The organism is Streptomyces sp. WM6378, from assembly GCF_001279695.1.
Lineage (GTDB): Bacteria > Actinomycetota > Actinomycetes > Streptomycetales > Streptomycetaceae > Streptomyces.
On the sequence record NZ_LGDD01000199.1, the window covers coordinates 31,409 to 55,852 of the forward strand.

At 69.0% G+C, this 24,444-nt stretch carries 28 protein-coding genes, 1 tRNA gene and 1 pseudogene; 9 read left to right on the forward strand and 21 right to left on the reverse strand.

From position 1 onward, the window contains the following. Nucleotide 1 precedes the first annotated feature (1 nt). The 5 genes from grpE to ADK54_RS16850 form a co-directional block, all read right to left on the reverse strand. Nucleotides 2–640, reverse strand: coding sequence for a nucleotide exchange factor GrpE (gene grpE, locus ADK54_RS16830; RefSeq protein ID WP_053726452.1), 639 nt, complete (start codon nucleotides 638–640; stop codon nucleotides 2–4). Next, entirely contained in the window at nucleotides 640–2,502 is a 1,863-nt protein-coding gene (gene dnaK / locus ADK54_RS16835; RefSeq protein ID WP_053726453.1) for a molecular chaperone DnaK, read from the reverse strand. The genes grpE and dnaK overlap by 1 nt, the downstream gene beginning before the upstream one ends. A gap of 157 nt (nucleotides 2,503–2,659) precedes the next feature. Beyond that, nucleotides 2,660–3,421, reverse strand: a complete 762-nt coding sequence (locus ADK54_RS16840; protein ID WP_053726454.1) for an FkbM family methyltransferase — start codon at nucleotides 3,419–3,421, stop codon at nucleotides 2,660–2,662. Between the two features lie 37 nt (nucleotides 3,422–3,458). Then, on the reverse strand, nucleotides 3,459–4,496 hold the full coding sequence (locus ADK54_RS16845; RefSeq protein ID WP_053726455.1) for an MraY family glycosyltransferase: 1,038 nt from the start codon (nucleotides 4,494–4,496) through the stop codon (nucleotides 3,459–3,461). Nucleotides 4,497–4,509: 13 nt separating this feature from the next. Next, on the reverse strand, nucleotides 4,510–5,364 hold the full coding sequence (locus tag ADK54_RS16850; RefSeq protein WP_053726456.1) for an NAD-dependent epimerase/dehydratase family protein: 855 nt from the start codon (nucleotides 5,362–5,364) through the stop codon (nucleotides 4,510–4,512). A gap of 249 nt (nucleotides 5,365–5,613) precedes the next feature. Here ADK54_RS16850 and ADK54_RS16855 point away from each other — a divergent pair, with 249 nt between their 5' ends. Further along, nucleotides 5,614–7,881, forward strand: coding sequence for a (Fe-S)-binding protein (locus ADK54_RS16855; protein ID WP_053726457.1), 2,268 nt, complete (start codon nucleotides 5,614–5,616; stop codon nucleotides 7,879–7,881). 124 nt (nucleotides 7,882–8,005) lie between these two features. Here the strand turns inward: ADK54_RS16855 and ADK54_RS46000 are convergent, their stop codons facing one another. After that, nucleotides 8,006–9,127 (reverse strand): DNA-directed RNA polymerase I subunit RPA34, encoded by a 1,122-nt coding sequence (locus tag ADK54_RS46000; protein ID WP_053726458.1) that lies wholly within the window; start codon nucleotides 9,125–9,127, stop codon nucleotides 8,006–8,008. 349 nt (nucleotides 9,128–9,476) lie between these two features. Between ADK54_RS46000 and ADK54_RS16865 the strand changes: the two genes are divergently transcribed. Beyond that, on the forward strand, nucleotides 9,477–10,439 hold the full coding sequence (locus tag ADK54_RS16865; protein ID WP_053726459.1) for a Yip1 family protein: 963 nt from the start codon (nucleotides 9,477–9,479) through the stop codon (nucleotides 10,437–10,439). 72 nt (nucleotides 10,440–10,511) lie between these two features. Here ADK54_RS16865 and ADK54_RS16870 read toward each other — a convergent pair whose 3' ends face one another. The 3 genes from ADK54_RS16870 to ADK54_RS46005 all read right to left on the reverse strand — a co-directional run bounded on the left by ADK54_RS16870 (nucleotide 10,512) and on the right by ADK54_RS46005 (nucleotide 11,861). Further along, nucleotides 10,512–11,018 (reverse strand): phosphoribosyltransferase, encoded by a 507-nt coding sequence (locus ADK54_RS16870; protein ID WP_199826980.1) that lies wholly within the window; start codon nucleotides 11,016–11,018, stop codon nucleotides 10,512–10,514. A 2-nt stretch (nucleotides 11,019–11,020) separates the two neighbouring features. Beyond that, on the reverse strand, nucleotides 11,021–11,596 hold the full coding sequence (dcd, locus tag ADK54_RS16875) for a dCTP deaminase (protein WP_053726460.1): 576 nt from the start codon (nucleotides 11,594–11,596) through the stop codon (nucleotides 11,021–11,023). 79 nt (nucleotides 11,597–11,675) lie between these two features. Further along, nucleotides 11,676–11,861, reverse strand: coding sequence for a hypothetical protein (locus ADK54_RS46005; protein WP_159047789.1), 186 nt, complete (start codon nucleotides 11,859–11,861; stop codon nucleotides 11,676–11,678). Nucleotides 11,862–12,090: 229 nt separating this feature from the next. On the opposite strand from ADK54_RS46005, the gene ADK54_RS16880 reads away from it, so the two are divergent. Further along, a tRNA-Gly gene (locus ADK54_RS16880) sits at nucleotides 12,091–12,164 on the forward strand. Nucleotides 12,165–12,255: 91 nt separating this feature from the next. On the opposite strand, the gene ADK54_RS16885 is transcribed toward ADK54_RS16880, so the two are convergent. From ADK54_RS16885 to ADK54_RS16910, 7 genes and pseudogenes are all read right to left on the reverse strand, one after another. Next, nucleotides 12,256–12,576, reverse strand: coding sequence for a hypothetical protein (locus tag ADK54_RS16885; RefSeq protein WP_053726461.1), 321 nt, complete (start codon nucleotides 12,574–12,576; stop codon nucleotides 12,256–12,258). Between the two features lie 73 nt (nucleotides 12,577–12,649). Then, the gene (locus ADK54_RS16890) at nucleotides 12,650–13,075 is read right to left on the reverse strand and encodes a hypothetical protein (protein WP_159047790.1); all 426 of its coding nucleotides are present in this window, start codon (nucleotides 13,073–13,075) and stop codon (nucleotides 12,650–12,652) included. Then, nucleotides 13,072–14,571, reverse strand: a complete 1,500-nt coding sequence (locus ADK54_RS16895) for a hypothetical protein (RefSeq protein ID WP_159047791.1) — start codon at nucleotides 14,569–14,571, stop codon at nucleotides 13,072–13,074. Before ADK54_RS16895 ends, ADK54_RS16890 begins: the two co-directional genes overlap by 4 nt. Continuing rightward, nucleotides 14,568–14,858 carry an AAA family ATPase gene (locus ADK54_RS47540; RefSeq protein WP_234392105.1) on the reverse strand — a complete coding sequence of 97 codons (291 nt, stop codon included), beginning with the start codon at nucleotides 14,856–14,858 and terminating at the stop codon, nucleotides 14,568–14,570. The genes ADK54_RS16895 and ADK54_RS47540 overlap by 4 nt, the downstream gene beginning before the upstream one ends. A gap of 52 nt (nucleotides 14,859–14,910) precedes the next feature. Beyond that, nucleotides 14,911–15,330 (reverse strand): annotated as a pseudogene (locus ADK54_RS48805) (ATP-binding cassette domain-containing protein); the annotation flags it as partial. Between the two features lie 147 nt (nucleotides 15,331–15,477). Next, nucleotides 15,478–16,116, reverse strand: a complete 639-nt coding sequence (locus tag ADK54_RS16905; RefSeq protein ID WP_159047792.1) for a hypothetical protein — start codon at nucleotides 16,114–16,116, stop codon at nucleotides 15,478–15,480. A 291-nt stretch (nucleotides 16,117–16,407) separates the two neighbouring features. Beyond that, the gene (locus ADK54_RS16910) at nucleotides 16,408–16,857 is read right to left on the reverse strand and encodes a BlaI/MecI/CopY family transcriptional regulator (RefSeq protein WP_078966435.1); all 450 of its coding nucleotides are present in this window, start codon (nucleotides 16,855–16,857) and stop codon (nucleotides 16,408–16,410) included. Nucleotides 16,858–17,146: 289 nt separating this feature from the next. Between ADK54_RS16910 and ADK54_RS16915 the strand changes: the two genes are divergently transcribed. Beyond that, nucleotides 17,147–17,416 (forward strand): hypothetical protein, encoded by a 270-nt coding sequence (locus ADK54_RS16915; RefSeq protein ID WP_053726466.1) that lies wholly within the window; start codon nucleotides 17,147–17,149, stop codon nucleotides 17,414–17,416. Nucleotides 17,417–17,529: 113 nt separating this feature from the next. Here the strand turns inward: ADK54_RS16915 and ADK54_RS46010 are convergent, their stop codons facing one another. After that, on the reverse strand, nucleotides 17,530–17,685 hold the full coding sequence (locus ADK54_RS46010; RefSeq protein WP_159047793.1) for a hypothetical protein: 156 nt from the start codon (nucleotides 17,683–17,685) through the stop codon (nucleotides 17,530–17,532). Between the two features lie 31 nt (nucleotides 17,686–17,716). After that, the gene (locus ADK54_RS16920) at nucleotides 17,717–18,040 is read right to left on the reverse strand and encodes a glycosyltransferase (protein ID WP_053726467.1); all 324 of its coding nucleotides are present in this window, start codon (nucleotides 18,038–18,040) and stop codon (nucleotides 17,717–17,719) included. A 236-nt stretch (nucleotides 18,041–18,276) separates the two neighbouring features. On the opposite strand from ADK54_RS16920, the gene ADK54_RS16925 reads away from it, so the two are divergent. After that, the gene (locus tag ADK54_RS16925) at nucleotides 18,277–18,768 is read left to right on the forward strand and encodes a hypothetical protein (RefSeq protein ID WP_053726468.1); all 492 of its coding nucleotides are present in this window, start codon (nucleotides 18,277–18,279) and stop codon (nucleotides 18,766–18,768) included. Nucleotides 18,769–18,862: 94 nt separating this feature from the next. On the opposite strand, the gene ADK54_RS16930 is transcribed toward ADK54_RS16925, so the two are convergent. Both ADK54_RS16930 and ADK54_RS16935 read right to left on the reverse strand, forming a co-directional pair. Beyond that, nucleotides 18,863–19,531: a DUF4232 domain-containing protein gene (locus ADK54_RS16930; protein ID WP_053726469.1), complete on the reverse strand. Its 669-nt coding sequence runs from the start codon at nucleotides 19,529–19,531 to the stop codon at nucleotides 18,863–18,865. A gap of 341 nt (nucleotides 19,532–19,872) precedes the next feature. Beyond that, nucleotides 19,873–21,087, reverse strand: a complete 1,215-nt coding sequence (locus tag ADK54_RS16935; RefSeq protein ID WP_053726470.1) for an alpha/beta hydrolase family protein — start codon at nucleotides 21,085–21,087, stop codon at nucleotides 19,873–19,875. A 90-nt stretch (nucleotides 21,088–21,177) separates the two neighbouring features. Between ADK54_RS16935 and ADK54_RS16940 the strand changes: the two genes are divergently transcribed. After that, nucleotides 21,178–21,804, forward strand: a complete 627-nt coding sequence (locus tag ADK54_RS16940) for a TetR/AcrR family transcriptional regulator (RefSeq protein ID WP_078966436.1) — start codon at nucleotides 21,178–21,180, stop codon at nucleotides 21,802–21,804. Between the two features lie 160 nt (nucleotides 21,805–21,964). Here the strand turns inward: ADK54_RS16940 and ADK54_RS16945 are convergent, their stop codons facing one another. Beyond that, the gene (locus ADK54_RS16945; RefSeq protein ID WP_053726471.1) at nucleotides 21,965–22,213 is read right to left on the reverse strand and encodes a hypothetical protein; all 249 of its coding nucleotides are present in this window, start codon (nucleotides 22,211–22,213) and stop codon (nucleotides 21,965–21,967) included. Between the two features lie 240 nt (nucleotides 22,214–22,453). Here ADK54_RS16945 and ADK54_RS16950 point away from each other — a divergent pair, with 240 nt between their 5' ends. The 3 genes from ADK54_RS16950 to ADK54_RS16955 all read left to right on the forward strand — a co-directional run bounded on the left by ADK54_RS16950 (nucleotide 22,454) and on the right by ADK54_RS16955 (nucleotide 24,305). Next, entirely contained in the window at nucleotides 22,454–23,380 is a 927-nt protein-coding gene (locus ADK54_RS16950; RefSeq protein WP_053726472.1) for a LysR family transcriptional regulator, read from the forward strand. Nucleotides 23,381–23,487: 107 nt separating this feature from the next. Continuing rightward, entirely contained in the window at nucleotides 23,488–23,649 is a 162-nt protein-coding gene (locus ADK54_RS46015) for a hypothetical protein (protein WP_159047794.1), read from the forward strand. A gap of 14 nt (nucleotides 23,650–23,663) precedes the next feature. After that, complete coding sequence (locus ADK54_RS16955) at nucleotides 23,664–24,305, forward strand: disulfide bond formation protein B (protein WP_053726473.1); 642 nt, start codon at nucleotides 23,664–23,666, stop codon at nucleotides 24,303–24,305. The last annotated feature ends 139 nt before the right edge of the window (nucleotides 24,306–24,444 follow it).

Sequence of the window (24,444 nt, forward strand, 5' to 3'; positions counted from 1 at the left end):
GTCAGCCCTTGTCGGGGCCACCGCTCTCCTCATCGCTCGACTTTTCTTCCTTGGCGGCCGCGCCCGGCTGGGGCTCGGCCACCGCGACCCGCGCGGGGCGGATCGTACGCTCGCCGATCCGGTAGCCCGGCTGCAGGATCGCCACGCAGGTCGTCTCGGTGACGTCCGGCGCGTAGCTGTGCATCAGGGCCTCGTGGACCGTCGGGTCGAAGGGCTCGCCCTCCTTGCCGAACTGCTGCAGGCCCATCTTCGCGGCGACCGTCTCAAGAGACTCGGCCACCGACTTGAAGCCGCCCTGCAGCTCGCCGTGTTCACGGGCCCGGCCGATGTCGTCGAGCGTGGGCAGCAGCTCGGTCAGGAGGCCGGCGACGGCGATCTCCTTGACCGTGACGCGGTCCCGCTCCACGCGACGGCGGTAGTTCTGGTACTCGGCCTGCAGGCGCTGGAGGTCCGTGGTGCGCTCGGTGAGCGCCGTCTGGGCCTGGTCCAGCTGAGCCTGCAGAGCGATCTCCTTGGCCGCGTCCCCGGCCGGGGCCGCCTTCCCCTCCTTGGAGGAGTCGGCGGCCTTCGGCTCGGCGTCTTCCTGAGCGCCGGAGGGGACGTCGGGCTTCTCCTCGAAGCCCGGGGTCTCCTCAGACATCAGGCGGCGCCGCCCTTCGCGTCGTGCGGCTTCTCGTCGTCGACGATCTCGGCGTCGACCACGTCGTCCTCGGCCTTGGGCTGCTGAGCGCCCTCGGCACCGGCGGCGCCGGCAGCGCCCTGCGCGGCCTGGGCGTCGGCGTACATGGCCTGGCCCAGCTTCTGCGAGACGGCGGCGACCTTCTCCGTGGCGGTGCGGATCTCGGCGGAGTCCTCGCCCTTGAGCTTCTCCTTCAGCTCGGCGACGGCGGCCTCGACCTCGGTCTTGACCTCGCCCGGGACCTTGTCCTCGTTGTCCTTGAGGAACTTCTCGGTCTGGTAGACGAGCTGCTCGCCCTGGTTGCGGCTCTCGGCGGCCTCGCGGCGGCGGTGGTCCTCCTCCGCGTACTGCTCGGCCTCCTCGCGCATGCGGTTGACCTCGTCCTTCGGCAGCGAGGAGCCGCCGGTGACGGTCATCTTCTGCTCCTTGCCCGTGCCGAGGTCCTTGGCCGTGACGTGCATGATGCCGTTGGCGTCGATGTCGAAGGCGACCTCGATCTGCGGGACACCGCGCGGGGCCGGCGGCAGACCGGTCAGCTCGAACATCCCGAGCTTCTTGTTGTACGCCGCGATCTCGCGCTCGCCCTGGTAGACCTGGATCTGCACGGACGGCTGGTTGTCCTCGGCCGTCGTGAAGATCTCGGACCGCTTGGTCGGGATCGTGGTGTTGCGCTCGATGAGCTTGGTCATGATCCCTCCCTTGGTCTCGATGCCGAGGGACAGCGGGGTGACGTCGAGGAGCAGGACGTCCTTGACCTCGCCCTTGAGGACACCGGCCTGGAGGGCCGCGCCGATGGCGACGACCTCGTCCGGGTTGACGCCCTTGTTGGCCTCGTTGCCGCCGGTCAGCTCCTTGACGAGCTCGGCGACGGCCGGCATGCGGGTGGAACCGCCGACGAGAACGACGTGGTCGATCTCGGACAGGTTGATGCCCGCGTCCTTGATGACGTTGTGGAACGGCGTCTTGCAGCGCTCCAGGAGGTCGCTGGTGAGCTGCTGGAACTGGGCGCGCGTGAGCTTCTCGTCCAGGTGCAGCGGGCCCTCGGCGGACGCCGTGATGTAGGGCAGGTTGATCGAGGTCTCGGTGGACGAGGACAGCTCGATCTTGGCCTTCTCGGCGGCCTCGCGGAGGCGCTGGAGGGCCATCTTGTCCTTGGACAGGTCCACGCCGTGGCCGGAGTGGAACTGCTTCACCAGGTAGTCGACGACGCGCTGGTCCCAGTCGTCACCACCGAGGTGGTTGTCGCCGTTGGTGGCCTTCACCTCGACGACGCCGTCGCCGATCTCCAGGAGGGACACGTCGAAGGTGCCGCCACCGAGGTCGAAGACGAGGATGGTCTGGTCGTCCTTGTCGAGGCCGTAGGCCAGGGCGGCGGCCGTCGGCTCGTTGACGATGCGCAGGACGTTGAGGCCCGCGATCTCGCCGGCTTCCTTGGTCGCCTGACGCTCGGAGTCGTTGAAGTACGCCGGCACGGTGATGACCGCGTCGGTGACCTTCTCGCCGAGGTAGGCCTCCGCGTCGCGCTTCAGCTTCTGCAGGATGAAGGCGCTCATCTGCTGCGGGTTGAAGCTCTTGCCGTCGAGCTCGATCTTCCAGTCGGTGCCCATGTGGCGCTTGACCGACCGGATGGTCCTGTCGACGTTGGTGACCGCCTGGCGCTTGGCGACCTCGCCGACCAGCACCTCGCCGTTCTTCGCGAAGGCGACGACGGACGGCGTGGTCCTGGCGCCCTCTGCGTTGGTGATGACGGTGGGCTCGCCGCCTTCAAGAACGCTGACGACGGAGTTAGTCGTGCCCAGGTCGATGCCGACCGCACGTGCCATTTCGATTCCTCCTGCTGACTACTTGAGTGGAACTGGCTCAAGGATGCATCATCCGTCCCGGCCGGTCAACAGAGCTGAGTCGAGCAGGCTCAACTTTTATGTGCGGCTTATGCGCGTGCGGGCCTTCGACCGCAGGCCGTCCGTGGCTGGCCGCAGGCTAAACGGCGTGCGCCGCCTGCACAGGCACCCGTTCCGACGGGTCGAGGGCCCCCTCCCTCAGCAGAACCAAGTCGCACCGGAGCATGCGGCCGTCGCACGGGTCGACGGGGCCCGGCGCAAGGGACATCAGGGTCAGCCCCAGCTTGTCCCGGGTGAGCGCGAGCAGCTCGTCGAAGAGCTTGCCGCCCTCGAAGAGCGGCACCAGCGGCGCCCCGATCCGCACCCCGCAGATCTCGTCCGCGAACTCCCCGACGCCGCCCAGGACTTGGGCCTCGTACCCCTGGACGTCCAGCTGGAGGAAGACCCGCTCGCCGGGGGCGACGAGCTGCTCCCAGAGCCCGTCCAGGCGCCGGGTCTCCACGATGGCCTTGCCCGTGTGCACGGTGCGGGGGTGGCGGGGCAGCAACGGGAGGAGGGAACTGGCGGGGCCCGCGTCACCGGAGACGTTGAGGATGGCCTGGCCAGTACGGTCGCCGAGCGCGTACGGCAGCACGGTCCAGGTGTCGTCGAGGGCGGCACGGCGGCGCAGTTCGGCGCGGGGTTCGCGCAGCGGCTCGAAGGAGACGATGCGGCCGCGGTAGCCGGCCGCGCGCAGCATGGCGCCGAAGTCGCCGCGGTGCGCGCCGACGTCGAGGACCAGGTCGATCTCGTACCGGGCGAGCAGGCGGACCAGTTCGGGGCCGCCGGGGCGGTGGCGGGCCGAGTCGATGCCGAACCAGCGCATCGCGCGGTGCGTCAGGCGCAGGGGGGTCGTCGTCATGTGCGTACTGCTCCTGCCGAAATCGCTGGAAACGGGTTCATCCCCGGCCACCGGCCAGGTCGGCGGCGGCGGCGCTGTCCTTGGGCGTGCGGGCGTGCGGGGCGCGGCGGTGCGAGGCATCTCCGTACACCGGGACCCGGAGCAGCAGCACGACCGCGACGGGCACGACGAGACCGAGCGGCAGCACCGCGACGGGGTCGACGCGCCCGTCGTGGATCTGGAGCCCGACGACCGTGGCGGTCAGCGCCGCGACGCCGAGGACGACCGCCGAGCCCTGCGTGGTGAGCCCCAGCTTCCGCAGCCGGTGGGCGATGTGGTCGCCGCCGCCGCCCAGGACCGGGCGGCCCGCGCGGCGGCGCGAGACCAGCACGAGCAGGGTGTCGGTGAGGACGACGAGGGTGAGCGCGAAGAGCTCGGCGGCGGTCTGCGCGCCGGGCGCCCCGGTGTGCACGGCGACCGCCGAGGAGGCGAGCAGGAACCCGGTGAACAAGGAGCCACAGTCACCGAGATCGATGCGGGCCGGATACCAGTTGTGCAGCAGGAACCCGGTCAGCGCCGCGGCGAGCACGCTCAGGAGCAGCCCGTGGCCGGGGTGTCCATCGGCGATCGCGCACACCGCGAGGCCGAGCGCGGTGACGGCGGCGACCGCGCCCATCGCGCCGTCGGAGCTGTCCAGGAGCTGGAAGGCGTGGGTGACGAAGACGATCCACAGCACCGCGAGCGCCCCCGCGCCCGGCGAGAGCCCGGCCAGCGTGACGACGCCGGTCGCGGCCGCCACCTCCACCGCGAGCCGCACCCGTACGCCCAGTGGCCGCAGGTCTCCGACCAGGCCGAGCAGCGCGACCGCCCCGGCCGCGGCGAGCAGCGGCGCGACCCCCTCGCCCAGTTCGGCGACGTCGAGCACCGGCCCCGCGCAGGCCACCCCGAGCGTGACCAGCGCGACGGCGATGCCGCCCAGGTGCGGGGTGGTGTCGCGGCCCCTGCGGCCGAACCTCAGCATCAGGGCGCGGATCAGGGCGGCGAGCAGGGCGGTCAGTACGACGGCCGCCGTCGCGGCCGCGAGCCCGTGCAGCATGTCGGCCGCCCCCTCAGCCGAGGTGGTGCCCGGCCGGCGACGCGGCGCGCGCTCGCAGGCCGGGCAGGACGACGGGGGCTTCGGCCCGGGCGCGGGCGATCGCCGCGTCCAGGATGTCGTCGAGGGAGCGGGCGGGCCGCCACCCGGTCAGCTCGCACAGCGGCGCCGTATCGAGGGGCCGGACGGCCTTCCGGTACGCCTCGTGCGGGACGCGGTCGCCGACGTGGGGGTAGTGGCGGATGACGGACGCCCCGCCGCTGCGGGCCAGGGTGCGTTCGGCCAGGGCCATCACGGTGATCTCCTCGCTGCCTGCGATGTCGAAGTCGGCGCCCGCCGCGCCGGGGCGATCGAGCAGGGCGAGCAGCGCGTCGACGGCGTCGGCGACGTCGAGGAAGCGGCACGCACGGTTGCCGTCGCCGTGCACCACCAAGGGATCGCCCGCGACCGCCCGGCGCACGAGCCGGGTCAGCAGGGTCGCGTGCCCGGGCGACTGGCGCGGCCCGACGGTGTCGCCGTGGCGTACGACGGTGGCGCCGCAGGCCGCCTCGCCGCGGCCGTCCGCCGCCGCGATCAGGAGCCGTCGGCCGTGCCGCAGGGCGGCCGCTCCGATGGCGCCGGCCGCGGGCGCGAGGTGGACCACGGTGTCGCAGCGGGCGGTGAGTTCGTCGGTCAGGCGCTCGTCCAGGACCGAGCCGCGCACGAAGCGCAGCCGCGGATCGGACCAGACGGCGCCGAGGTTGGCGCGGGCGCCGGTGGACAGGTCGTCGAGCACGAGCACGGTGTGGCCCTGGCCGAGCAGCGCATCGGCAAGGTGCGAGCCGATGAATCCGGCACCACCGGTGACGAGGTACGTGGCGGGAGCTGGCATGGGGACGCCCATTCGGTTCGACCGATGTTGCGGACAACAAGTTAGTTTGTTATGTCCCCATATGTGGTGAATAACACGATGGATATCCGGCGCCGACCAAGGGCACGCTGAGCGACACAGATCACCGCTTGCGCGGCTACAGTGCGGCGGTAGAAGTGGGTACGCTCAGGTGGACTGGATAAGTTACTGCTTAGTAATGCGTCCGGGCCCGTCCCCGTAACCCACCTCGCAGGCCCGAGGAGCCCCCTCATGCAACTCGCCGCGATCATCGTGTCGCTGGTCCTAATCGCGGTCGGCGTAGCGCTGTTCGGCCGTGCCCTCGTGCAGATCTACCGCTTCGTGCGGCTCGGCCAGAACGTGCCGGCCGGTACCCGCACGGCCGATCCCTACCGGCGTGCGGTCACCGTGGTGAAGGAGTTCCTCGGCCACACCCGCATGAACAAGTGGGGCATCGTCGGCGTCGCGCACTGGTTCGTGGCCGTGGGCTTCTTCTCGCTGCTCCTGACGATCGTCAACGCGATCGGCCAGCTCTTCAAGGCCGACTGGATCCTGCCGATCATCGGCGGCTGGGCGCCGTACAACGTGTTCGTCGAGTTCCTCGGGACGATGACGACGCTCGGCATCCTCACCCTGATCGTCATCCGGCAGCTGAACCGGCCGGGCCGGCCGGGCCGCAAGTCCCGGTTCGCGGGCTCGAACACCGGCCAGGCGTACTTCGTCGAGGCCGTCATCCTCATCGTCGGCGTCTGCATCTTCACGCTGCACGCGCTTGAGGGCGCCCAGCACCACGTCGACGGCTACGAGGCCTCGTTCTTCGTCTCGTACCCGGTGGTCGCCTGGTTCCGCGGCATGGACCTGTCCACGCTGCAGAACCTCACGTACTTCTTCGCGGGCCTGAAGATCGCGACGTCGTTCATCTGGATGATCACGGTCGCGCTCAAGACCGACATGGGCGTCGCCTGGCACCGCTTCCTGGCCTTCCCGAACATCTTCTTCAAGCGCGAGTCGGACGGCGGCGTCGCGCTCGGCGCGCTCCAGCCGATGGCCTCCGGCGGCAAGCTCGTCGACTTCGAGGACCCGGGCGAGGACGACGTCTACGGCGTCTCGCAGATCGAGCACTTCTCCTGGAAGGGCATCCTCGACTTCTCCACCTGCACCGAGTGCGGGCGTTGCCAGTCGCAGTGCCCCGCCTGGAACACGGGCAAGCCGCTCTCCCCCAAGCTCCTGATCATGTCCCTGCGCGACCACGCGCACGCCAAGGCCCCTTACCTGCTCGCGGGCGGCGGCAAGGACATGGAGGGGAACGAGAAGGCGACGGAGGAGCAGCTCAAGGACGTCCCGGCGGCCGCCCTGGCGGAGGCCGAGCGCCCGCTGATCGGCACCGTCGAAGAGAACGGCGTCATCGACCCGGACGTCCTGTGGTCCTGCACCACCTGCGGCGCCTGTGTCGAACAGTGCCCGGTCGACATCGAGCACATCGACCACATCGTCGACATGCGCCGCTACCAGGTGATGATCGAGTCCGCGTTCCCGTCCGAGGCGGGCACGATGCTCAAGAACCTGGAGAAGAAGGGCAACCCCTGGGGGCTCGCCAAGAAGCAGCGCGTCGAGTGGACCAAGGAGGTCGACTTCGAGGTCCCGATCGTCGGCAAGGACATCGAGGACCTCACCGAGGTCGACTACCTGTACTGGGTCGGCTGCGCGGGCGCCCTCGAAGACCGGGCGAAGAAGACCACCAAGGCCTTCGCCGAGCTGCTGCACATGGCGGGCGTCAAGTTCGCGATCATGGGCGGCGACGAGAAGTGCACCGGTGACTCGGCCCGCCGCCTCGGCAACGAACCGCTGTTCCAGCAGCTCGGCCAGGAGAACGTGGCCATGCTGAACATGGCGTACGGGGAAGACGACGAGGACCCGTCGACGCGCAAGCCCAAGTCGTCGAAGAAGATCGTCGCGACCTGCCCGCACTGCTTCAACACGATCGCTAACGAGTACCCGCAGCTGGGCGGCGAGTTCGAGGTCATCCACCACACGCAGTTGCTCCAGCACCTCATCGACGAGGGCAAGCTGGTCCCGGTCACCCCGGTCGACGGTCTGATCACGTACCACGACCCGTGCTACCTGGGCCGTCACAACAAGGTCTACACGCCCCCGCGCGAGATCATGTCGGCCGTCCCGGGCCTGCGCCAGCAGGAGATGCACCGCCACAAGGAGCGCGGCTTCTGCTGCGGCGCCGGCGGCGCGCGCATGTGGATGGAGGAACGGATCGGCAAGCGCATCAACAACGAGCGCGTGGATGAGGCCCTGTCCCTCAACCCGGACATCGTCTCGACGGCCTGCCCGTTCTGCCTCGTCATGCTGACGGACTCCGTCAACGGCAAGAAGAACGACGGGAAGGCCAAGGAGAACCTCCAGGTCGTGGACGTGGCGCAGCTGCTCCTCGACTCGGTGAAGACCCCCGTGGACCCGGCCGGCACCGCGGAGGCGGAGAGCGAGCCGGAGCCCGAGCCGGTGAAGTAACACCGGTTCGTACGCACCTGCCGTACGCACACGTCGTACGCGCCTGTCATACGCGCACGGAAGCGGCCGGTTCTGCCCGAAGGCAGAGCCGGCCGCTTCCGTCGTATCAAAGTCGCGCCGGGGGTCAGCGCTGGTCGCCGCGGCGGCGCAGCATCGCGAAGCCGAGGCCCGCGGCACCCGCGGCGGCCAGGCCACCACCGGCGGCGATCATCGGGGCCTGGTCGGAGGAGGCGCCCGTGACGCCCTCGGCACCGGCCTTGACGCCGCCCTTGGGGATGACGCCGGTGGCGGTCTTGACGGTCTTGTCCTGCTTCTTCTTGCCGTCCTTCTGGACGGTGTACTTCTCGATCAGCTTGCCGTTGAAGTCGTAGACCCAGCTGTCGCCACCGTTCTTGCCGTCGATGACGACGAACTTGTAGACACCCTTGTCGGCGTTGACGATCTTGTAGGTCCAGCCGTCGTTGAGGGCCGACGGGTCCTTGAGGTCGATCGCGCCGAGGAAGTTCCCGTTCGGCATGGAGATCTCGACGCGCGGGCCGTTGGTGGTCTTGATCAGCTTGGCGATGCGGCCGTCGGGCATCGTGATCTTCACGGAGGAGATCACGTCGGACTTCTTGTCGTCCTTCTTCCGCTCGTCCTTCTTGGCCCGGTCCTTCCGCTCGTCCTTCCGCTCGTCCTTCTTGCCGTCCCTCTTGTCGTCCTTCTTGCCGCCGTCGACCCAGGAGGTGACGGTGCCGTCCGGGTTCAGCACGACGTACAGGCCGTTGTTCTGGCCGGTGGCGGAGGCGCCCTTGGCGACGAGGGTGTCGAGCTTGCTGCCGTTGGCCCAGATCTCGGCCTCGTAGTGGTTCTGGCCGAGCTTGTAGACCTTGGCGACCGAGCCGTCCGCGAGCTTGACGGACTTCACGAAGGAGCGAGCGCCGTCCTTCTTCTCGGTGTCGTCCTTCTTCGACTCGTCCTTCTTCTCGCCCTTGCCGGAGTCGTCCTTCTTGGACTCGTCCTTCTTGGACTCGTCCTTCTTGCTGTCGTCCTTCTTGTTGCCGTCCTTGTCCGGCAGAACCTGGTCCTTGGGGTCCTTCTGGTCCTGCTTCGGGTCCTCGGTGCCCGGCAGCACCTGCGGCTGGGTCTGCGGGTCGGACGGGGCGGTGGGCGAGTCGGCGAAGGCGGCACCGGCCGGAAGGGCGAGAGCGGCGATGGCTCCGGTGGCGATGGCGGCGGTGCGGATGGTACGGCGAGTGGCGCGCATGGGTGCTCTTCCTCGTAGCGTAGAAGCGTGAAGCTTGTTCGTTATGTCGTGTCTGTGGGCCTTTGTGGCGGCGACATCAACAAAGCTACGAGTGCGATGTTTGGGTAATGCGTAGGCAATGTAACGGCTACCTCCTGCTTCGGGCGCATCCGTGTAAATCGCTCGGAATTCAACCAAACCGGGCGGAAATCGGCACTCTCCGCGTTCACCCCCTCACCCGGTGGCATGCGCAGAACCCCTCGGAAAGCCCCGCCCGCTCCCCCTAGGGGATGTCACAGCTCAGCCGCAAAGGCGTCCGGTTTCCGGCGGCCCCCGGTTGGCGTACCGGCGGAACAGGTACGTTCGATTCGTGGCTGGATTCAGGATGGGACGCGGCGGCCGGGACAACAACCGCCCCCCGCGGCAACCGCAACAACAAGGGCAACAGCAGGCACCGGCACAGCAGTGGCCGGACGACCGGCAGCAGCCGCAGTACGGGCATGGGCAGGGGCACGCACAGCAGCGACCGCAGAGTTACGGGCAGGGACAGCCGCCGCAGTACGGGGGCGGGCAGCCGCAGTACCGGCAGCCCTACCCGCAGCAGGACGAGCCGGAGTACTTCGGCGACCCGTACTACCCGGGCCAGGGCCAGGGCCAGCCGCAGGGCTACGCCCCCGCCCAGGACCCGTACGCGAACAACCCGGGCCACACCCAGGCGTTCAGCATCGGCGAGGACCCGTACGGCGACGGCGCGACCTACCGGGCGGGCGCGGTCACGGCCCCGCCGAGCGGCCCCCGCCTGCACTGGAAGGAGCTCCTGTCCGGCATCGTGATGCGGCCGGGCCCGACCTTCTGGCAGATGCGGGACTACCCCGTGTGGGGCCCGGCGCTGATCGTCACGTTCCTCTACGGAATGCTGGCGATCTTCGGCTTCGACAAGGCCCGCGAGGACGTCATCAGCACCGCGCTGTCCAAGGCGGTCCCGGTGGTCCTCACCACCGGCGTCGTGTTCGTGATCGGCGGCCTGATCCTCGGCGCGGTCACGCACACGCTGGCCCGCCAGCTGGGCGGCGACGGCGCGTGGCAGCCGACGGTGGGCCTCTCCATGCTGATCATGTCCCTGACGGACGCCCCGCGCCTGCTGCTCGCCCTGTTCCTGGGCGGCAACAACGGCGTGGTCCAGATCCTGGGCTGGGCGACGTGGCTGGCGGCGGGCGCGCTGTTCACCTCGATGGTGAGCAAGTCCCACGACCTGCCGTGGCCCAAGGCGCTGGGAGCGTCCGCGATCCAGCTGATCGCGCTGTTGTCGCTGATCAAACTGGGCACGATCTAGCCGTACGCACGCGGAAGGGCCCCGCCGGGTTGTGCGACCCGGCGGGGCCCTTCGCAGTTCCTGCGCCGGGGATCAGGCGTCGAGAACCTGACCCTCACGCCGAACGACAGGAGGCTCAACACTCCAAGGGAAGTTGATCCACTCATCCGTCCGCTTCCAGACGTACTCGCACTTCACGAGGGAGTGGGACTTCTCGTAGATGACGGCGCTGCGGACCTCGGCGACGTGGTCGAGGCAGAAGTCGTACACCAGCTTGAGCGTCTTGCCGGTGTCGGCCACGTCGTCCGTGATCAGGACCTTCTTGCCGGAGAAGTCGATGGCGTTGGGCACCGGGGCCAGCATGACCGGCATTTCGAGCGTGGTGCCGACACCGGTGTAGAACTCGACGTTCACCAGGTGGATGTTCTTGCAGTCGAGGGCGTAGGCGAGCCCGCCGGCGACGAAGACGCCGCCGCGCGCGATGGAGACCACGATGTCGGGCTCGTAGCCGTCGTCGGCGATGGTCTGCGCGAGCTCGCGGATCGCACCGCCGAACTTCTCGTAGGTGAGGTTCTCGCGCACGTCGTTCTGGTCGTTCATGCTCACACCTGGGTCCGATGGAAATTGAGGAAGGACCGCGAGGCGGTCGGCCCCCGCTGGCCCTGGTAACGCGACCCGTACCGCTGGGACCCGTAAGGCTCCTCGGCGGACGAGCTGAGCCGGAACAGACACAGCTGCCCGATCTTCATCCCGGGCCACAGCTTTATCGGCAGCGTGGCGACGTTGGAGAGCTCAAGGGTTACGTGTCCGGAGAACCCGGGGTCGATGAACCCGGCGGTGGAGTGCGTGACGAGCCCGAGCCGCCCGAGCGAGCTCTTGCCTTCGAGGCGGCTGGCGAGGTCATCGGGAAGCGTGATGACCTCGTACGTGGAGGCGAGCACGAACTCGCCGGGGTGCAGGATGAACGCCTCGTCGCCTTCCGGCTCGACGAGCCGGGTGAGGTCAGCCTGCTCGACGGCGGGGTCGATGTGCGGGTAGCGGTGGTTCTCGAACACCCGGAAGAAGCGGTCGAGGCGCACGTCGATGCTGGACGGCTGCACCATGGATTCGTCGTAGGGATCGAGCCGTACCCGCCCGGCGTCGATCTCGGCCCGGATGTCCTTGTCTGAGAGAAGCACTCCCCGAGGATACGCAAGGCGCGCGGCCCGCCCCAATCGGACGGCCCGCGCGCCTGTGGGCGCCAGTACTGAAGGGGCGCTACCGCTGTTCGGGCAGCACGGGCACGGCATGTCGCAGCCGGGCGCACCGCGGACAGCGGATCAGCCGGCCGGGCCCGATCCGGCCGGTGCCGAGTTGCTGCATCGGAAACGAATCCGTGGTGAAGACGTGCCCTCCGGCGCAGCGGACGACGGTGCGCTCCAACGAGTCCATCAAGTCGCTCAAGTCCCTTCCCCAACAAGCCTGGACGGAGAAAACACCACATTAGGGGATGAACAGGACGCGACTCCACGCGGCACTCCGCCCACGCACACACCCTCCACGGTACGCCCCAACTCCCCCCGCCCGCACGGGGATCCCGGCCCCCGCCAGCACGCCGGCCCCCGGTGAATCCACCGGGGGCCGGGCATGGGGTAGAGTGAGCGAGGACCGCTTCCCCACGGGAAACGATCACGCGAGTGTAGTTTAATGGTAGAACATAAGCTTCCCAAGCTTAGAGCGCGGGTTCGATTCCCGTCACTCGCTCCATAACGAAACCCCAGGTTGGCGACCTGGGGTTTGTTTGTTGGCTAGACCAAATTCACGCTGGCGGCCGGCCTCGTGCCTCCCGGTCGGCCCGTCAGCGCTTCACATAGAGGAACTGGTACAGCAAGGGCACGTCCGTGACCTGGACGAGCTGCTCGTGGCACACGTACGCACTCCACTTGCCCTGGGCGATTCCCTTCTCTCCCTTTGCCCTGCAGCCCTCGGGCGTACTGAGTAACGCCGAGTCGAAAACGAACCCGGGCGGGGCCGTCCAGTCGTTGGCCCGGAACGCGGTCGAAGGGAGCGGCCGCGGTGTGGCGTTGTCGTACGAGGCCGCGGAGGCCGGCGTGGCCGCAAGAACCAGGGCGGCTCCAACGGCTGCGGAGGCAACGGCACGCGAGGCTGAGAATGTCATGACAAATCTGCCTTTTCCAGGGTGTCTGATCGTCTGGCCACGGCGCCCGCGCCGGGCACCACGCCAGTGTTGGTCAGGGGGTCGGAGTGGATTGCATCTGCTTGGCTCGGTCGACGCTGCAGACCTGCATTCCGAACAGGCGGAGCCGCCACATGGTCGTCGTCTTCGGGGAGGTCTTGACGGTGTCGGCGTTGGGCAGGCCCTTCTCGTCCTGGGCGACGTTGTTAAGCGCGTAGGCCTTGCCCTCAGGCGTGGTGAAGATGATGGCGAAGCCGCTGTAAGGCGTCTTGACGCAGGACACCGACCCCCTCTGAGGCTTGATCGGCCAGGCGTCGCCGAGCTGGTCGGCGCTGATGGACTGCGGGTTGTGCGTAGCCGGCGGCCACTTCACGACGGCGTCGCGCTCCTGTGAACAGCCAGTCAGCAGCAGGAGGGCGGTCAGTCCCACAGCCGCTGTCGTCGCAGTACGGGTCCTGGTCGAGCCGGGCGCAGTGATCATGATTTTTCCGCTGCCTTCCGTGCCGCGCGGACGATACCGACTGTGAAAAGGGCTGTCGCCGCGACGCTGAGCGGGAGAGTCAGGCTCATGCGATGCATGTCGAGGTAGTTGGCCCAGGAGTAGGGAATGAGCAGCCACATCGTCCGCTGCATGGTGGTGCCGCCGACGAGGACCCCGAACAGGATGCCGATGATCCCCACCACCAGGGCGGCCGACTGGGAGACGCGGATGCTCAGCCAGAGGGTGAACGACGTGAGCATCGCCGCAACCACCGCACCAGTGAGCGCGAGGGGCCAGGCATGACCCACCGGGATCCCCGCCACGAGGTAGACGAAGGCGATGACGACCGACATGGCAGCCGCGATACCGGCGGCGATAACGGTGAGCGCCAGAGCCGGCTTGGCCGTTCCCGTGGTGCGGCAGGCAATGGCCCGCCACCCCTGACCGGCGGCGCTCCATGCGATCAGGCTGAGCGCGAGCGTACCGACGGGAAGGATCAGCAGCGTGAAGAGCTGGATGCTGGTGTCCGGGTCGTGCCAGGAAAGCCACAAGGCGATCAGACCGATCGTGACGGGGCACAACCAGATCAACGCGGTCCCGCGCAGGACACCAGCCACAGCGGCCAGGACGCGGGGAGCGTCTGCCTGGGCGTACGCGAACGTGCCGTCTGCCCCTGCCTCCTTGGGCGTGAGCAGGCCGGGTTGAGGCGACGCCCGGTGCTTGGCACCCGCTGGGGACGGCAGACGCAGACGCGACAGGAGCAGGAAGGGCACGGCCAGCAGTGCGCCGAGGAGGGTGGACGGCCATGGAGAAGCGTGGGCGAGCGCGGCATGGGCTTCCAGCGCGACGCCGTTGGCGTGCGTGCCGATCACCGGCAGCGCGCCGCGAGTGAGCCAGGTGAACGGAAGAACGGCCCAGGACGAGGACTCCGCGTTCACGACGCTCAGCAACGTCCAGACGAGTCCCACGCCGAGCACCGCCGACCAAGGGATCTGTCGGGCCAGCCACAGCATCAGGGCCAGCAGGCCCAGTTGCGAGGCCCAGGGCACCACGACAGCTTCGATCGCGCGTCCCATGGGGACACGTTGCGCGCTGGATGCCAAGCCCAGGATCAGCAGCGGCGCGCCTGCGCCCAGGAGGTTGAGCAGCAGTGACCGGGTGGCCAGAACGGTGAACCGGCTGAACTGACGGTGGCGCGGCTTGACGGGCCGGTACCAGGTGCCGCCGCCGCGGGCTGCGGTGTCAATGCGGGTGGCTGTGGCCGCCAGCAGCACAGTCAGCATGGGCCCGACGAACATCGCCCAAAGGTTCTGGTACCCGAGGACGTCCTCCCAGGTCTTCCCCGGACCAGTCGAGACGAACATCGCTGTGCTGACGAGCGCGAACGCCAGTCCCCCCAGGGGGAGGTAGGACACCGTGCTGCGCCGCCAGGCGCCGAACTCGGCCCGTAGAACCGCCGGCAGACCGGGTACGGCCACGGTGGCTGCACCGCTCATGACGCCACCGCCCCGGCCCCGTGGGCGGCACCGGTCAGCTGGAAGTAGGCGCGTTCCAGGTCGCCGTCCGGCGCAAGCTCGGCGAGGGGCCCCTGGTAGCGCAGTCGGCCCGCCGAGATCAGGCCGATGTCGTCGGCGACGGAGGCCACTTCACCGAGCAGGTGGCTGGAGAGCACGACCGTGCGACCGGTGTCCGTGAAGCGGCGCAGCATCGTACGCAACGCGGCGATGCCTTCCGGATCCAGGCCGTTCTGCGGCTCGTCGAGGATGAGCACGTCCGGGATCACCCAGCATCGCGATCGCCAGGGCCAGACGGCCCTTTATCCCCGTGGAGAAACTCCGGGTCTTCTTACGGTCCGAGGCGTCCAGTTCCACCTCGGCCAGGACACGGTTCACTTCGGATCCCGGCATGCCGAGCAGGTGCGCGTGGACCATCAGGTTCTGCTTGGCGGACAAATGGCCGTAAAAACTGGGGCCGTTGATGCTCGCTCCGATGCGGGACAGGGCCTGTCGGCTCCATGGGCTGCCGAACAGCCGCACTTCTCCGGCAGTGGGCTCCGACAGCCCCAGAATCAGCTTCAGGGTGGTGGACTTGCCGGCACCGTTGGGCCCCAGCAGGCCGTAGACCCTGCCGGGCCGCACGGCGAGGTCGACCGAGTCGACGGCGGTCGCGCGACGGAACGCCTTGGACAGGCCCCGGGTCTCGATGACCGGCGCGTCCTCGGTGTTCCGATCGGGAGATGGCGAATACATCAACATCCTTCCTGCTACAGCGCGTAGCAAATCGGTCTGCTATGCGCTGTAGCAATTGCGGGCGCGCGGATCAGCTCCGCGCGCATCTTGCTATGGCGTTCGGTCTTCTCGTTCAGTTGAAGATGTCCATCGCCCCGCCCGATACGGGGCGGGTCAGAGCAGGATCGCCACAGTGACCGTGGCAGCGGCCGTCACCGCGCGTACCGACCACGCCCACCAGGGCGCGATCGTCCGGGGCGGACAAGCCAATGCCCGTGCTCGGTGGGCGAGTTCTATTCCCGGGTCAAGGAAAGGGGTGCTGCCGCCCCCCGCCGCGCCACCATGGCCACCCGGCCGGACCCTGGCGTCGATCTGCGCACACAGCGCCTTGGCCACAGCGGCGGCCCCCTCGGCATCCCGAGCGTCCTGATCGGCCCAGAGTTCAGCTGCCAGCCGCATTTCCGCCAGCACCGACTTGCGCCCGGGGATCCACCACCACGAACGCAGAGCGCAGGTCGCAAGAAAGATCCACAGGGGGTGGCGCGCGCGGGAGTGCGCACGCTCATGCTCCATGATCGCGGGCGCCTCCGCAGACGCGGCCACCGCCGAACTCAGGACGATCCTGGGGCGCAGCAAGCCGACGGTACTCGCCAGATTCCGGGCCGCCTCCCCCTGAGCGTGCGCTACCCAGACGTCACCGCACTGCTGGGGCGCCAGCAATGCCACGGCGCGTTCCGTCCGCACGACCTGCACCACTCCGATGGTGAACGACACCACCAGCGACACCAGCGGTGCCGCGGACGCGGCGAACATCAGCTGTCCCGAGAGCCGACAGCACGTGCCGCCCGTCAACTCCAGTGATTCCGCTGCTGATACCCCACGCCATCGGTGCCCGCCACGGCAGTGCCTCGCGCAACGGGCTGTCGGGCAGATAGGGAACCGCCACCGCCAGGAGGGGAGTCATGGCGGCGGCGACAGCGAGAACGAACCGCTCCCTGGCCGGAAGGCGAACCGAAAGCCTGCGAAGTAAGTGCCACAGCCCGATGGCGACCACGGGGCACCACCAGGCCAGCACCACCTGCGGATAGCCCAGCCAGCTCGTGCTCACTCGTCCGTCTCCGGCACCCGCCCGGCTTCCTCCCCATCGGATTCGGCCGGCGAATCGGCGATGCCCGCCAGCAGCGCACGCACCTGTGCGAGCTGGTCGGCATCGCCGCTCACCGTCCGCACGAAGTTGGCAACGGCCAGGTCACCGAACCCGTCCATCACCCGCCGCACCTGCTCGGCCGCCACGCTCTGCTCGACCTCGCGACGGGTCTGCTCAGGCCAGTAGACGTAATGCCGGCCCTCTTTCTCCCGCGCCAGCAGTCCCTTCACCACCAGACGCTCCATCACCGTCTTCACCGTGGTGTACGCCTGCCCGCCGTCGAGCCGCTGGACGCAGGCGGCTACGTCCATCCTGCCCCTGGCCCACATGGCGTCCAGAATGGCAAGCTCCAGCGGCCCGAAGTGACCTTCCAGGCCTTGGCGTTGAGTCTTTCGCCAAGATGACATGCTACAGAGGATAGCAGTTGTGTTCCGCGGTCGGCCAGGTCAATATTCACCGAGTGAGCCTGCCCGGCGCGCCCGAAACTGCCCAGCGTGAGGACCAACAGCGCCAGCACTGCCCAGGGTAGCCAGCAGATTCACCGAGATCGGGCGCCCCGGTCTCACCAAGGGCCTCATGGCCAAGACCGGATTGAACCTCCAACCGACGTAACCCCAGCCATTACAGATCTCCAGCTCGACCCATTCAACGAACTTGCCCTGCGACGTAGTTGGATCGATATTTCGGAGGGCCAAGTTGAGGATTCAGGACAATCAGGAACTCGATGTGACGGTCGTCGCTGTTGCTCATGTGGGCGCGAAGGTCGAAGTAGATGGAATGAATGGCATGTTCGGATTCATCGACCAGATGAAACATCCGTCTTGGTGGGACGAGAGCGTGGCGCCGCCCCGCGCAGGCGACAAACTCCACGTTTGCGTCCTGGACCCCAGCCGCGAGCCTCCCCGGCTCAGCGCCCTGCAGAACGACATCGACATCGCCCGGCGGCTTCGGGGCGTCGGCGGCTGAGTTGTCCAGGGAGCGACCCATCTGCGCGGCGAGGGCCGCGGGTTTGGTGGGCCGGTGGCTGCGGTTGGCCGGCGGAGCCCGGATTCGGGCCCTGCCGGTTCATGTTGATTGACTCACCTTCGCTGCCGCCAGCGGGCAACACCGCCGATGGCGGCCGCGGTGGCGATGGCCAGTACCCATCCGAGCCAGCCGCCTACCTGATTCACCAGCACCCCCGCCGCGCAGGCTGCTGCCACGATCGCGAGGGCCCTGATTCGGTTTGTACTCATGCGAGCCTCGGTCATTCGTATCGCTCCTGGTTCAACGCCGTGCCGACACGGAGAGGGCCTCGAGTTCGAGCTCGTCGTCCGCGTCGACGTTCTGGACGAACGGCGCCGTAGTGCGGCCCAAGGCCACATTGCGGGTGACCGCGGGACCCTCGGTGGTGCCGTGCGACGCGATGGCGACCCTCGGGTCGGCGGCGGCCCCGCACCCGGTCAGCGCGTCCAGCACGTCGGCGGGCGGCCCGTCGATCTGGACCAGCCACCGCCAGGCGGTGTGGCTCTGGTCAAGCAATGACTGCCAGGCGAGGGGAAGGAAGGCGGAGTACGGAGCGTGCACCGCCGTCACCACGTCCACCTGCATGATCGAATCACATGACCCCGCGACACGTCTCGCCGTGATAAGCACGGACGGGGCTGCCAACTCTTGGGGGAAGCAATGGAATCCGCGTCGTACACCACCCGGCTCGGAGAGGTCTCGGGCTCGGATTCACGTGAGCTGGACCGAGTCTGCGAGGAGATCGCCGCGGCCCTGTACGCCGACGACACAGAGCCGCCGTTTCAGGTGACTTCCATTTCCGTCTCGCATCCGGACAGCACATGGTCCGCGACCACGATGCCGCGCTGGAGAGCATCAACACCGCCCTGCGCCTGCTCCCCGCCGTCGGAAGCCGCGGGAGCCACAAGCTTCTGCAGGAGCAGTACCTCGCGAAGCGCGATGCCATCCTGGAGGGCAGGCTGCGTGCCGAGTTGGACGCCGATCACGAGCAGCGCCTCCTCGCCCAGGAAGAACGCCATCGTCAGCAGTGGCAGCAGCTCGAAGGCGAGCTCCACCGCCGGGGCGAGGAACAGGCCAAGGCTCATCGCGAAGGACAGGAGACGGCCCGCGCCAACCACGTCCGGTCCGTCGAACTCGTCGCCGTCTTCACCGCCGCCATCGCCTTCGCCGTGGGCTCTCTCCAGGTCACCCTGACCGGCTCGTTCTCACTCCACGACCGGCTCCTGCTCATCAGCGCCTGGGGCGCCGCCCACGTGATCTTCGCGCTCCTAGTCGTCGGCGGAACCTGGCTGATCACCCGTCCACGCCCGTAAACGACCGGCCCCACTTCACTGAGCACGACCAGCTGTACGGGTCGTACCGCACCGGCGCCTCGGCACTCGCGGGGCGACGGGGTGGCCCTCGCTCCTACTTGGTCGTGTGCGTGGGGTAGACCTCGACGTCGGTGTAGGCACCCTTGATCTTCCCCGCGCCCGCAGGCCAGTTCAGGGTCACGGTGTGGGTCTCGTTCGGGGGTGTCACCTGGAGGTTGGTCGGGTTCGAGAGGCTGTGGCCGCTGTTGTCGATGGTGTAGGCGAGGTCGAAGACGGCGGCGTCGCCGGGCTTCAGGGTGGTGATGCGCGGCTGGGCGGGGCCGCGCCCGATGGGGTTCGAGGTGTTGTCGGCGTCCTTGATGTCGACGCCCGCGAAGCCCGTCGCCGAGCAGGTGGTCGAACCCCGGTTGACCATGGTGACGTTGATCCTGCCGGAGGTCTTGTCGGGGGCGGCGTCAGTGGCGTCGATGGCCAGGTCCTCCGTCTTGCAGAACGTGGCCTTGCCGCCGGACTTCGCCGTGCCGCCGGCGGCGCCGGCCTCGGTGCCCTTGCCGGAGCCCGACTTCGCGTTGCCGGCCTGAGGCTTCGAGGTGCCGTCCGACGTCGAGGCGCCGTCCGAGGACGAAGAAGGCGCGGACGCGGACGAGGAGCTCTTGGAGGACGACGAGTCGTTCCCGGAGCCGTCGTCGTTGCCACAGGCGGTGAGCGAGAGGGTGGCGGCGACCCCTATGGCGGCGAGAGCTGCGACGCGGGTGTACTTCATGGTGTTCCCCCAGACGTGGCGCGGTGCGTGCGGTCGGAAGTATTTGTATCTCGCACCGAGTTACAGGCGGTCTTCCGCGACGTCTTCGTTCTGTCACAGGCCCTTATTGGCTTCACGGTCCGCCGAGGCGCCACCGTGCAGTCGCCATGACGCCGCCCGATCATGGAGAACTCCGCGCTGGCCTGGCCGGCCCCCGGGTTGGAGTGCCGAGGGCCGAACTCCCTTGTACCGGGCGGGAGATGGTGTACCTGGTGCAGCGGAGATCGGCTACAGCCGCAGCGCTCGGGGGCGCGGCTGTGAGGTGGGCGCCGCCGGGGCCGGCCGGGGTTCCTGGCCCGGACTCAGTGGTTGAGGGTGGTGTCGAGCCAGTCGAGGATGCGGCCCATGGCCAGGCGCTGGGCGCCGGTGTGGCAGTGGGCTCCGGCGCCTTCGGCGACGGTGAAGAGCTGGAGGGTCTTGGGACAGCTGAGGTGGTCGTAGAGCTGCTGGGCCTGACCGGCGAAGAACAGGTCGTCCTCGGCCTCGCACACCAGGGTGGGGCAGGTGATCTTCTCGGCGATTCCGTCGGCCAGGGTGTAGTCCAGGTAGGACGCCAGGAACTGACGCGGGGTCGCCACGTCCATGGCGTACGAGCCGTGCGTGATCGCCCAGCGCGCCGTCGAATCCGTCTTCATCAGGGCTTCGATCGCCGCGTCGATCTCGGGCGCGTGCTCGGCCCGCAGCAGCGCCTCGGCCTCGGGGCGGGGCATGGGGAGGTTCTTGGTGCTGACCTGGCCGAGGTCGTAGACGCCGTCGACGGCGATCACGGCGGCCAGCCGGTGTTCGAAGGCGGCCGCGCGGGGGGCGAGGAGGCCTCCCATGCTCAGTCCGAGCAGGCTGATGCGTTCGGGGTCGACTTCGGGGCGGGTGTCGGTCAGCCAGTCCACGACCGGGGTGATCACGCTCTCCCAGTCCGGGCGGAAGGGCAGCCCGTCGTGGAAGCGGGCGGCGGGCTGGCCGGGGCCGTCGAACGTCAGGACGTGGTAGCCGCGCTCCAGGCCCGCCGCGCCGCCGAAGAAGTGCATCTCCTCGGCCGAGCCGTCGAAGCCGTTGTGCATGACGATCGTCGGCGCGGGGGCGTCGCCGGGGGCCCGGTAGAAGTAGCCCCGCAGCACCGTGCCCTCGAACGGGATCTCCACCGGCTCGATCTTCGGCTCGAAGAGGCGGGCGGCGGCGTGGAAGCAGTCGACCGAGCGCTCGTAGGAGGCGGCGATGCGCGGGTCGTCGGGGTTGCCGTGGAGGAAGAACTCCGCCGAGCGGAAGTAGTTGCTCGCCCGCAGGAAGGCGTCCCGCGCCGTGACCCGGTGCCCGCCCGCGAGCGCCGTCCGGGCTTCGGTGGCGGTGCGCTCCGCGGTGGCCGACCACTGCTCGTACCAGCTGTCGTAGTCCCCCGCGGTGATCTTCTCGGCGGTCGCGACGACCTCGCCGAAGTCGGAGCCGCCGTACGCGGCGTGGCCCAGCGCCCGCAGGGTCTCGTACCAGAACTGCGGGTCGTCCTCGAACAGCATCGGCTTCATGACCGCTCCCCTAACGCGAGAATGATTGCGTTAGCAAGGTAGCCCGGCCGAACCAACAAACGCAAGAAGCAGTGCGTTAGTGTTTTGGCCATGAACGAGGACGACAGCGCCGGCGAGCACGAGCCCGACAGCCGGCCCGGGCCGGAGAACCAGCCGCGTCGCCGCACCGGCGGACGCAGTGCCCGCGTGCGGGAGGCTGTCCTCAAGGCGACGGCGGAACTCATCGCCGAACAGGGCCACGAACGCATCCCGATCGCCGAGATCGCGGAACGCTCCGGGGTCCACCAGACATCCATCTACCGCCGCTGGCGCACCACCAACGCCATCGTGCTCGACCTCTCCCAGGAGCGCCTCTCGTCCGTGTCGGCCATCCCCGACACCGGGAGCCTGCGCGGAGACCTGCTCGCGTACGCCCACCGGGCGGCCGCCTCGCTGGAGGGGCCGGACGCGGCCGTCCTCCTGCGCGCCCTCATCGCCGCGCGCGCCGAAGCCCCGGACGCGGACAGTGCCCCGAACGCCCTGGCATCACGCGGGCAGGACCTCCAGGCCATGCTCGACCGGGCGGTGTCACGCGGAGAACCCCGCCTGCGGATGACCGACGTCCTGGACGGGATCCTCGCGCCGCTCTACCTCCGCACCCTCTTCCGCGTCCCCGGCATCGACGACGCCTACCTCGACTCCCTCGTCACCAAAACCCTGACGGCGGCGGCCACTTGACCCGATAGCCGGATCGGGGGCCGACCGCCGCGCCGCGTGCGGAAAACGGGTGCGGGCGGTGCGCATGGACAGGGCCCGGCGCCGGGCTTGTCGCCCGGGCGCCGGGCCCTTTATCGGTAAGCGGCGTTACACGATTGCCAGTTGCTCAGTGATGACCGTGTCAGCAGCTGGAGCCGACACCGTCGAACTGTGCGCCTGGATTGCCCTCACCGTTGAGTGCGTTGCCCAGAAGGCCGTTGAGCAATCCGACCTGACCGAGGATGTCGATGTTCAGGTCATGGGTCTTGCACCAACGGCCGCCGTGGCCGTGGCCACCGTCTGCACCTTGGGCGGTTGCGGTGCCGCTGGCTATGAGGCTCAGGCCCCCGAGCATGGCGGCCGCGACAGCGGCCTTGTGAAGCTTGCGCATTGCTCCTCCTTGGTTCGAGTGGAGCGCACCATCAAAAGATCCACTTTGCGCTCATTCCGGAGGCTAATCCGATATCTCCCGCGGCGCTCATCGAAGCTGCCATATGGGTTCCTGAGGCTCAATCAGGGGCGGCGCGAGGGCGGTCCCGCGGGGCCCGGCCGCACCCCCGACGCGGCGGGTGGCGGCAGGGGCGGCACCGACAGCAATGGCAGCCAACCGATGCGCCCATAGAATGGCTCTATGCCCCTCCCGCCCCGCGTCCCGGACCTCACCGCCCTTGACCTGCTGCTCAGCGTCATCGAACTGGGCAGCCTCGGGCGGGCCGCCGAGGCGCACGGGATCACCCAGCCCTCGGCCAGCTCCCGCATCCGCTACCTGGAGAAGCTGGTCGGACTGCCCGTCCTCGAACGCACCACGCTCGGCTCCCGGCCCACCCCGGCCGGGTCCCTGGTCGCCGAATGGGCCCGTACCGTGATCGACGCGGCGCAGCAGCTCGGCGCGGGGATCGACACGCTGCGCGCGGAGCGCGACTCGCACCTGCACGTGGCGGCCAGTCAGACCATCGCCGAATACCTCTTCCCGCGCTGGCTGATGTCCCTGCGCGCCCGCACTCCGGGGACCTCCATCGCGCTGCGGTCGGGCAATTCGGTGGAGGTGGCCCAGGCGGTTCTGGAGGGGCGGGCCGAGATCGGGTTCATCGAGAGCCCGCGCGCGCCCAAGGGCCTGGAGAGCCGCCTCGTGGCCCGCGACCGGCTCGTCGTCGTGGTCGCCCCGGGCCACGCGTGGGCGCGGCGCACCGCGATCACTCTCGACGAGCTGGCCGCGACCCCGCTGATCCACCGGGAGGCCGGATCCGGCACCCGGACCTCCTTCGAACGGGCCGTCACCGCGCAGCTCCCCGACTGGCGGACCGCTCCCCTCCTGGAGCTGTCCTCCACCACCGCCATCAAGACCGCGGCGGCCTCCGGAGCGGGCCCGGCCGTGCTCAGCTCCCTCGCGGTCCAGGCGGAGCTCGCCTCCGCCACCCTCAGGGCGGTCCCGATCACCGGCCTCGACCTGAGCCGCTCGCTCCGCGCCATCTGGCCCACCGGCCGACGCCCCACGGGCCCCGCCCGCGACCTGTACGCCATCGCGCACCGCCCGGAGGCCGCCCCGGCCAGGGCATAGAACGGTTCTATGGATGCATCGGTCCGTTGCGGCTACCCGCCCCGCGCGGGCGGGCGGAGGGTGGAGGAAGAAAAGAACAACGGACCCCCCGATGAAGCTGGGACCTCATGTACACCCTCCTCTTCCTCCTCATCTTCCTGTGTGTGATGGCAGTGCTCCGCGACTGGCCGGCCCGCTCCCGCAGCCTGCTCTGGGCCGGGACCCTGGTCGCCACGGCGATCGCGTTCCTCCCCCACGTCATCACCCACACCTTCCACATCGCCCTCTGAGGGGGAGAGTTCTCATGGCAACCACCACCGTGACCACCGACGCGTCCACCACCAGCCCCGTCCGGCTCTCCAACCGGCTGGGCCTCTGGTTCGCCCACGCCTACGTCATCGGGCTGTGCGGCACCCTCGCGGGCGCCTACTTCTTCCAGTTCGGGCTGTGGGAGTACCCCTGCCCCATGTGTCTGCTGCAGCGGATGTTCTTCCTGCTCAGCGCGGTGGGCCCCGCCTGGATCATCGCCCGCTCCCGCAAGGGCGAGGTGACCACCCGCGAGTGGGCCTCCGGATGGGGCTGGGCCATCGTGGCCGCCCTCATCGGCAGCACCGTCTCCGCCGCCCAGGTCCTGATGCACATCGTGCCCCCCGACCCCGGCTACGCCGGCGCCCTGTTCGGCCTGCACCTGTACACCTGGGCCCTGATCGCCTTCCTCGGCGCAGCCGTGGCCGCCGCGGCCGCCCTCTTCCTCACTCCCCAGTCCGAGCCCCTGAACGCCACCGCCGCCTCGCCCGCGTTGCGCAGGGCCGCCACCGTCACCCTGGCCGTGATCACCGTCTTCGCCGCCAGCAACCTGATCGCCTGCTTCCTGCTCCAGGGCATCGACTGGCAGATGTCCGGCGACCCCACCAGCTACCAGCTCTTCACCGACCTGGGCCTCTGACGGCCCGGGGCCCCGGTGCCACCGCCCCGCCCCTCTCCGCCCAGGCGGGGTGGGGCGGATCCGACCGCCGAGACAGGGTCCAAAGCCCCCCTACCGCCGGGCCGCACGGTCCAAGAAACTCGGGTCGTTCGGGACCGTC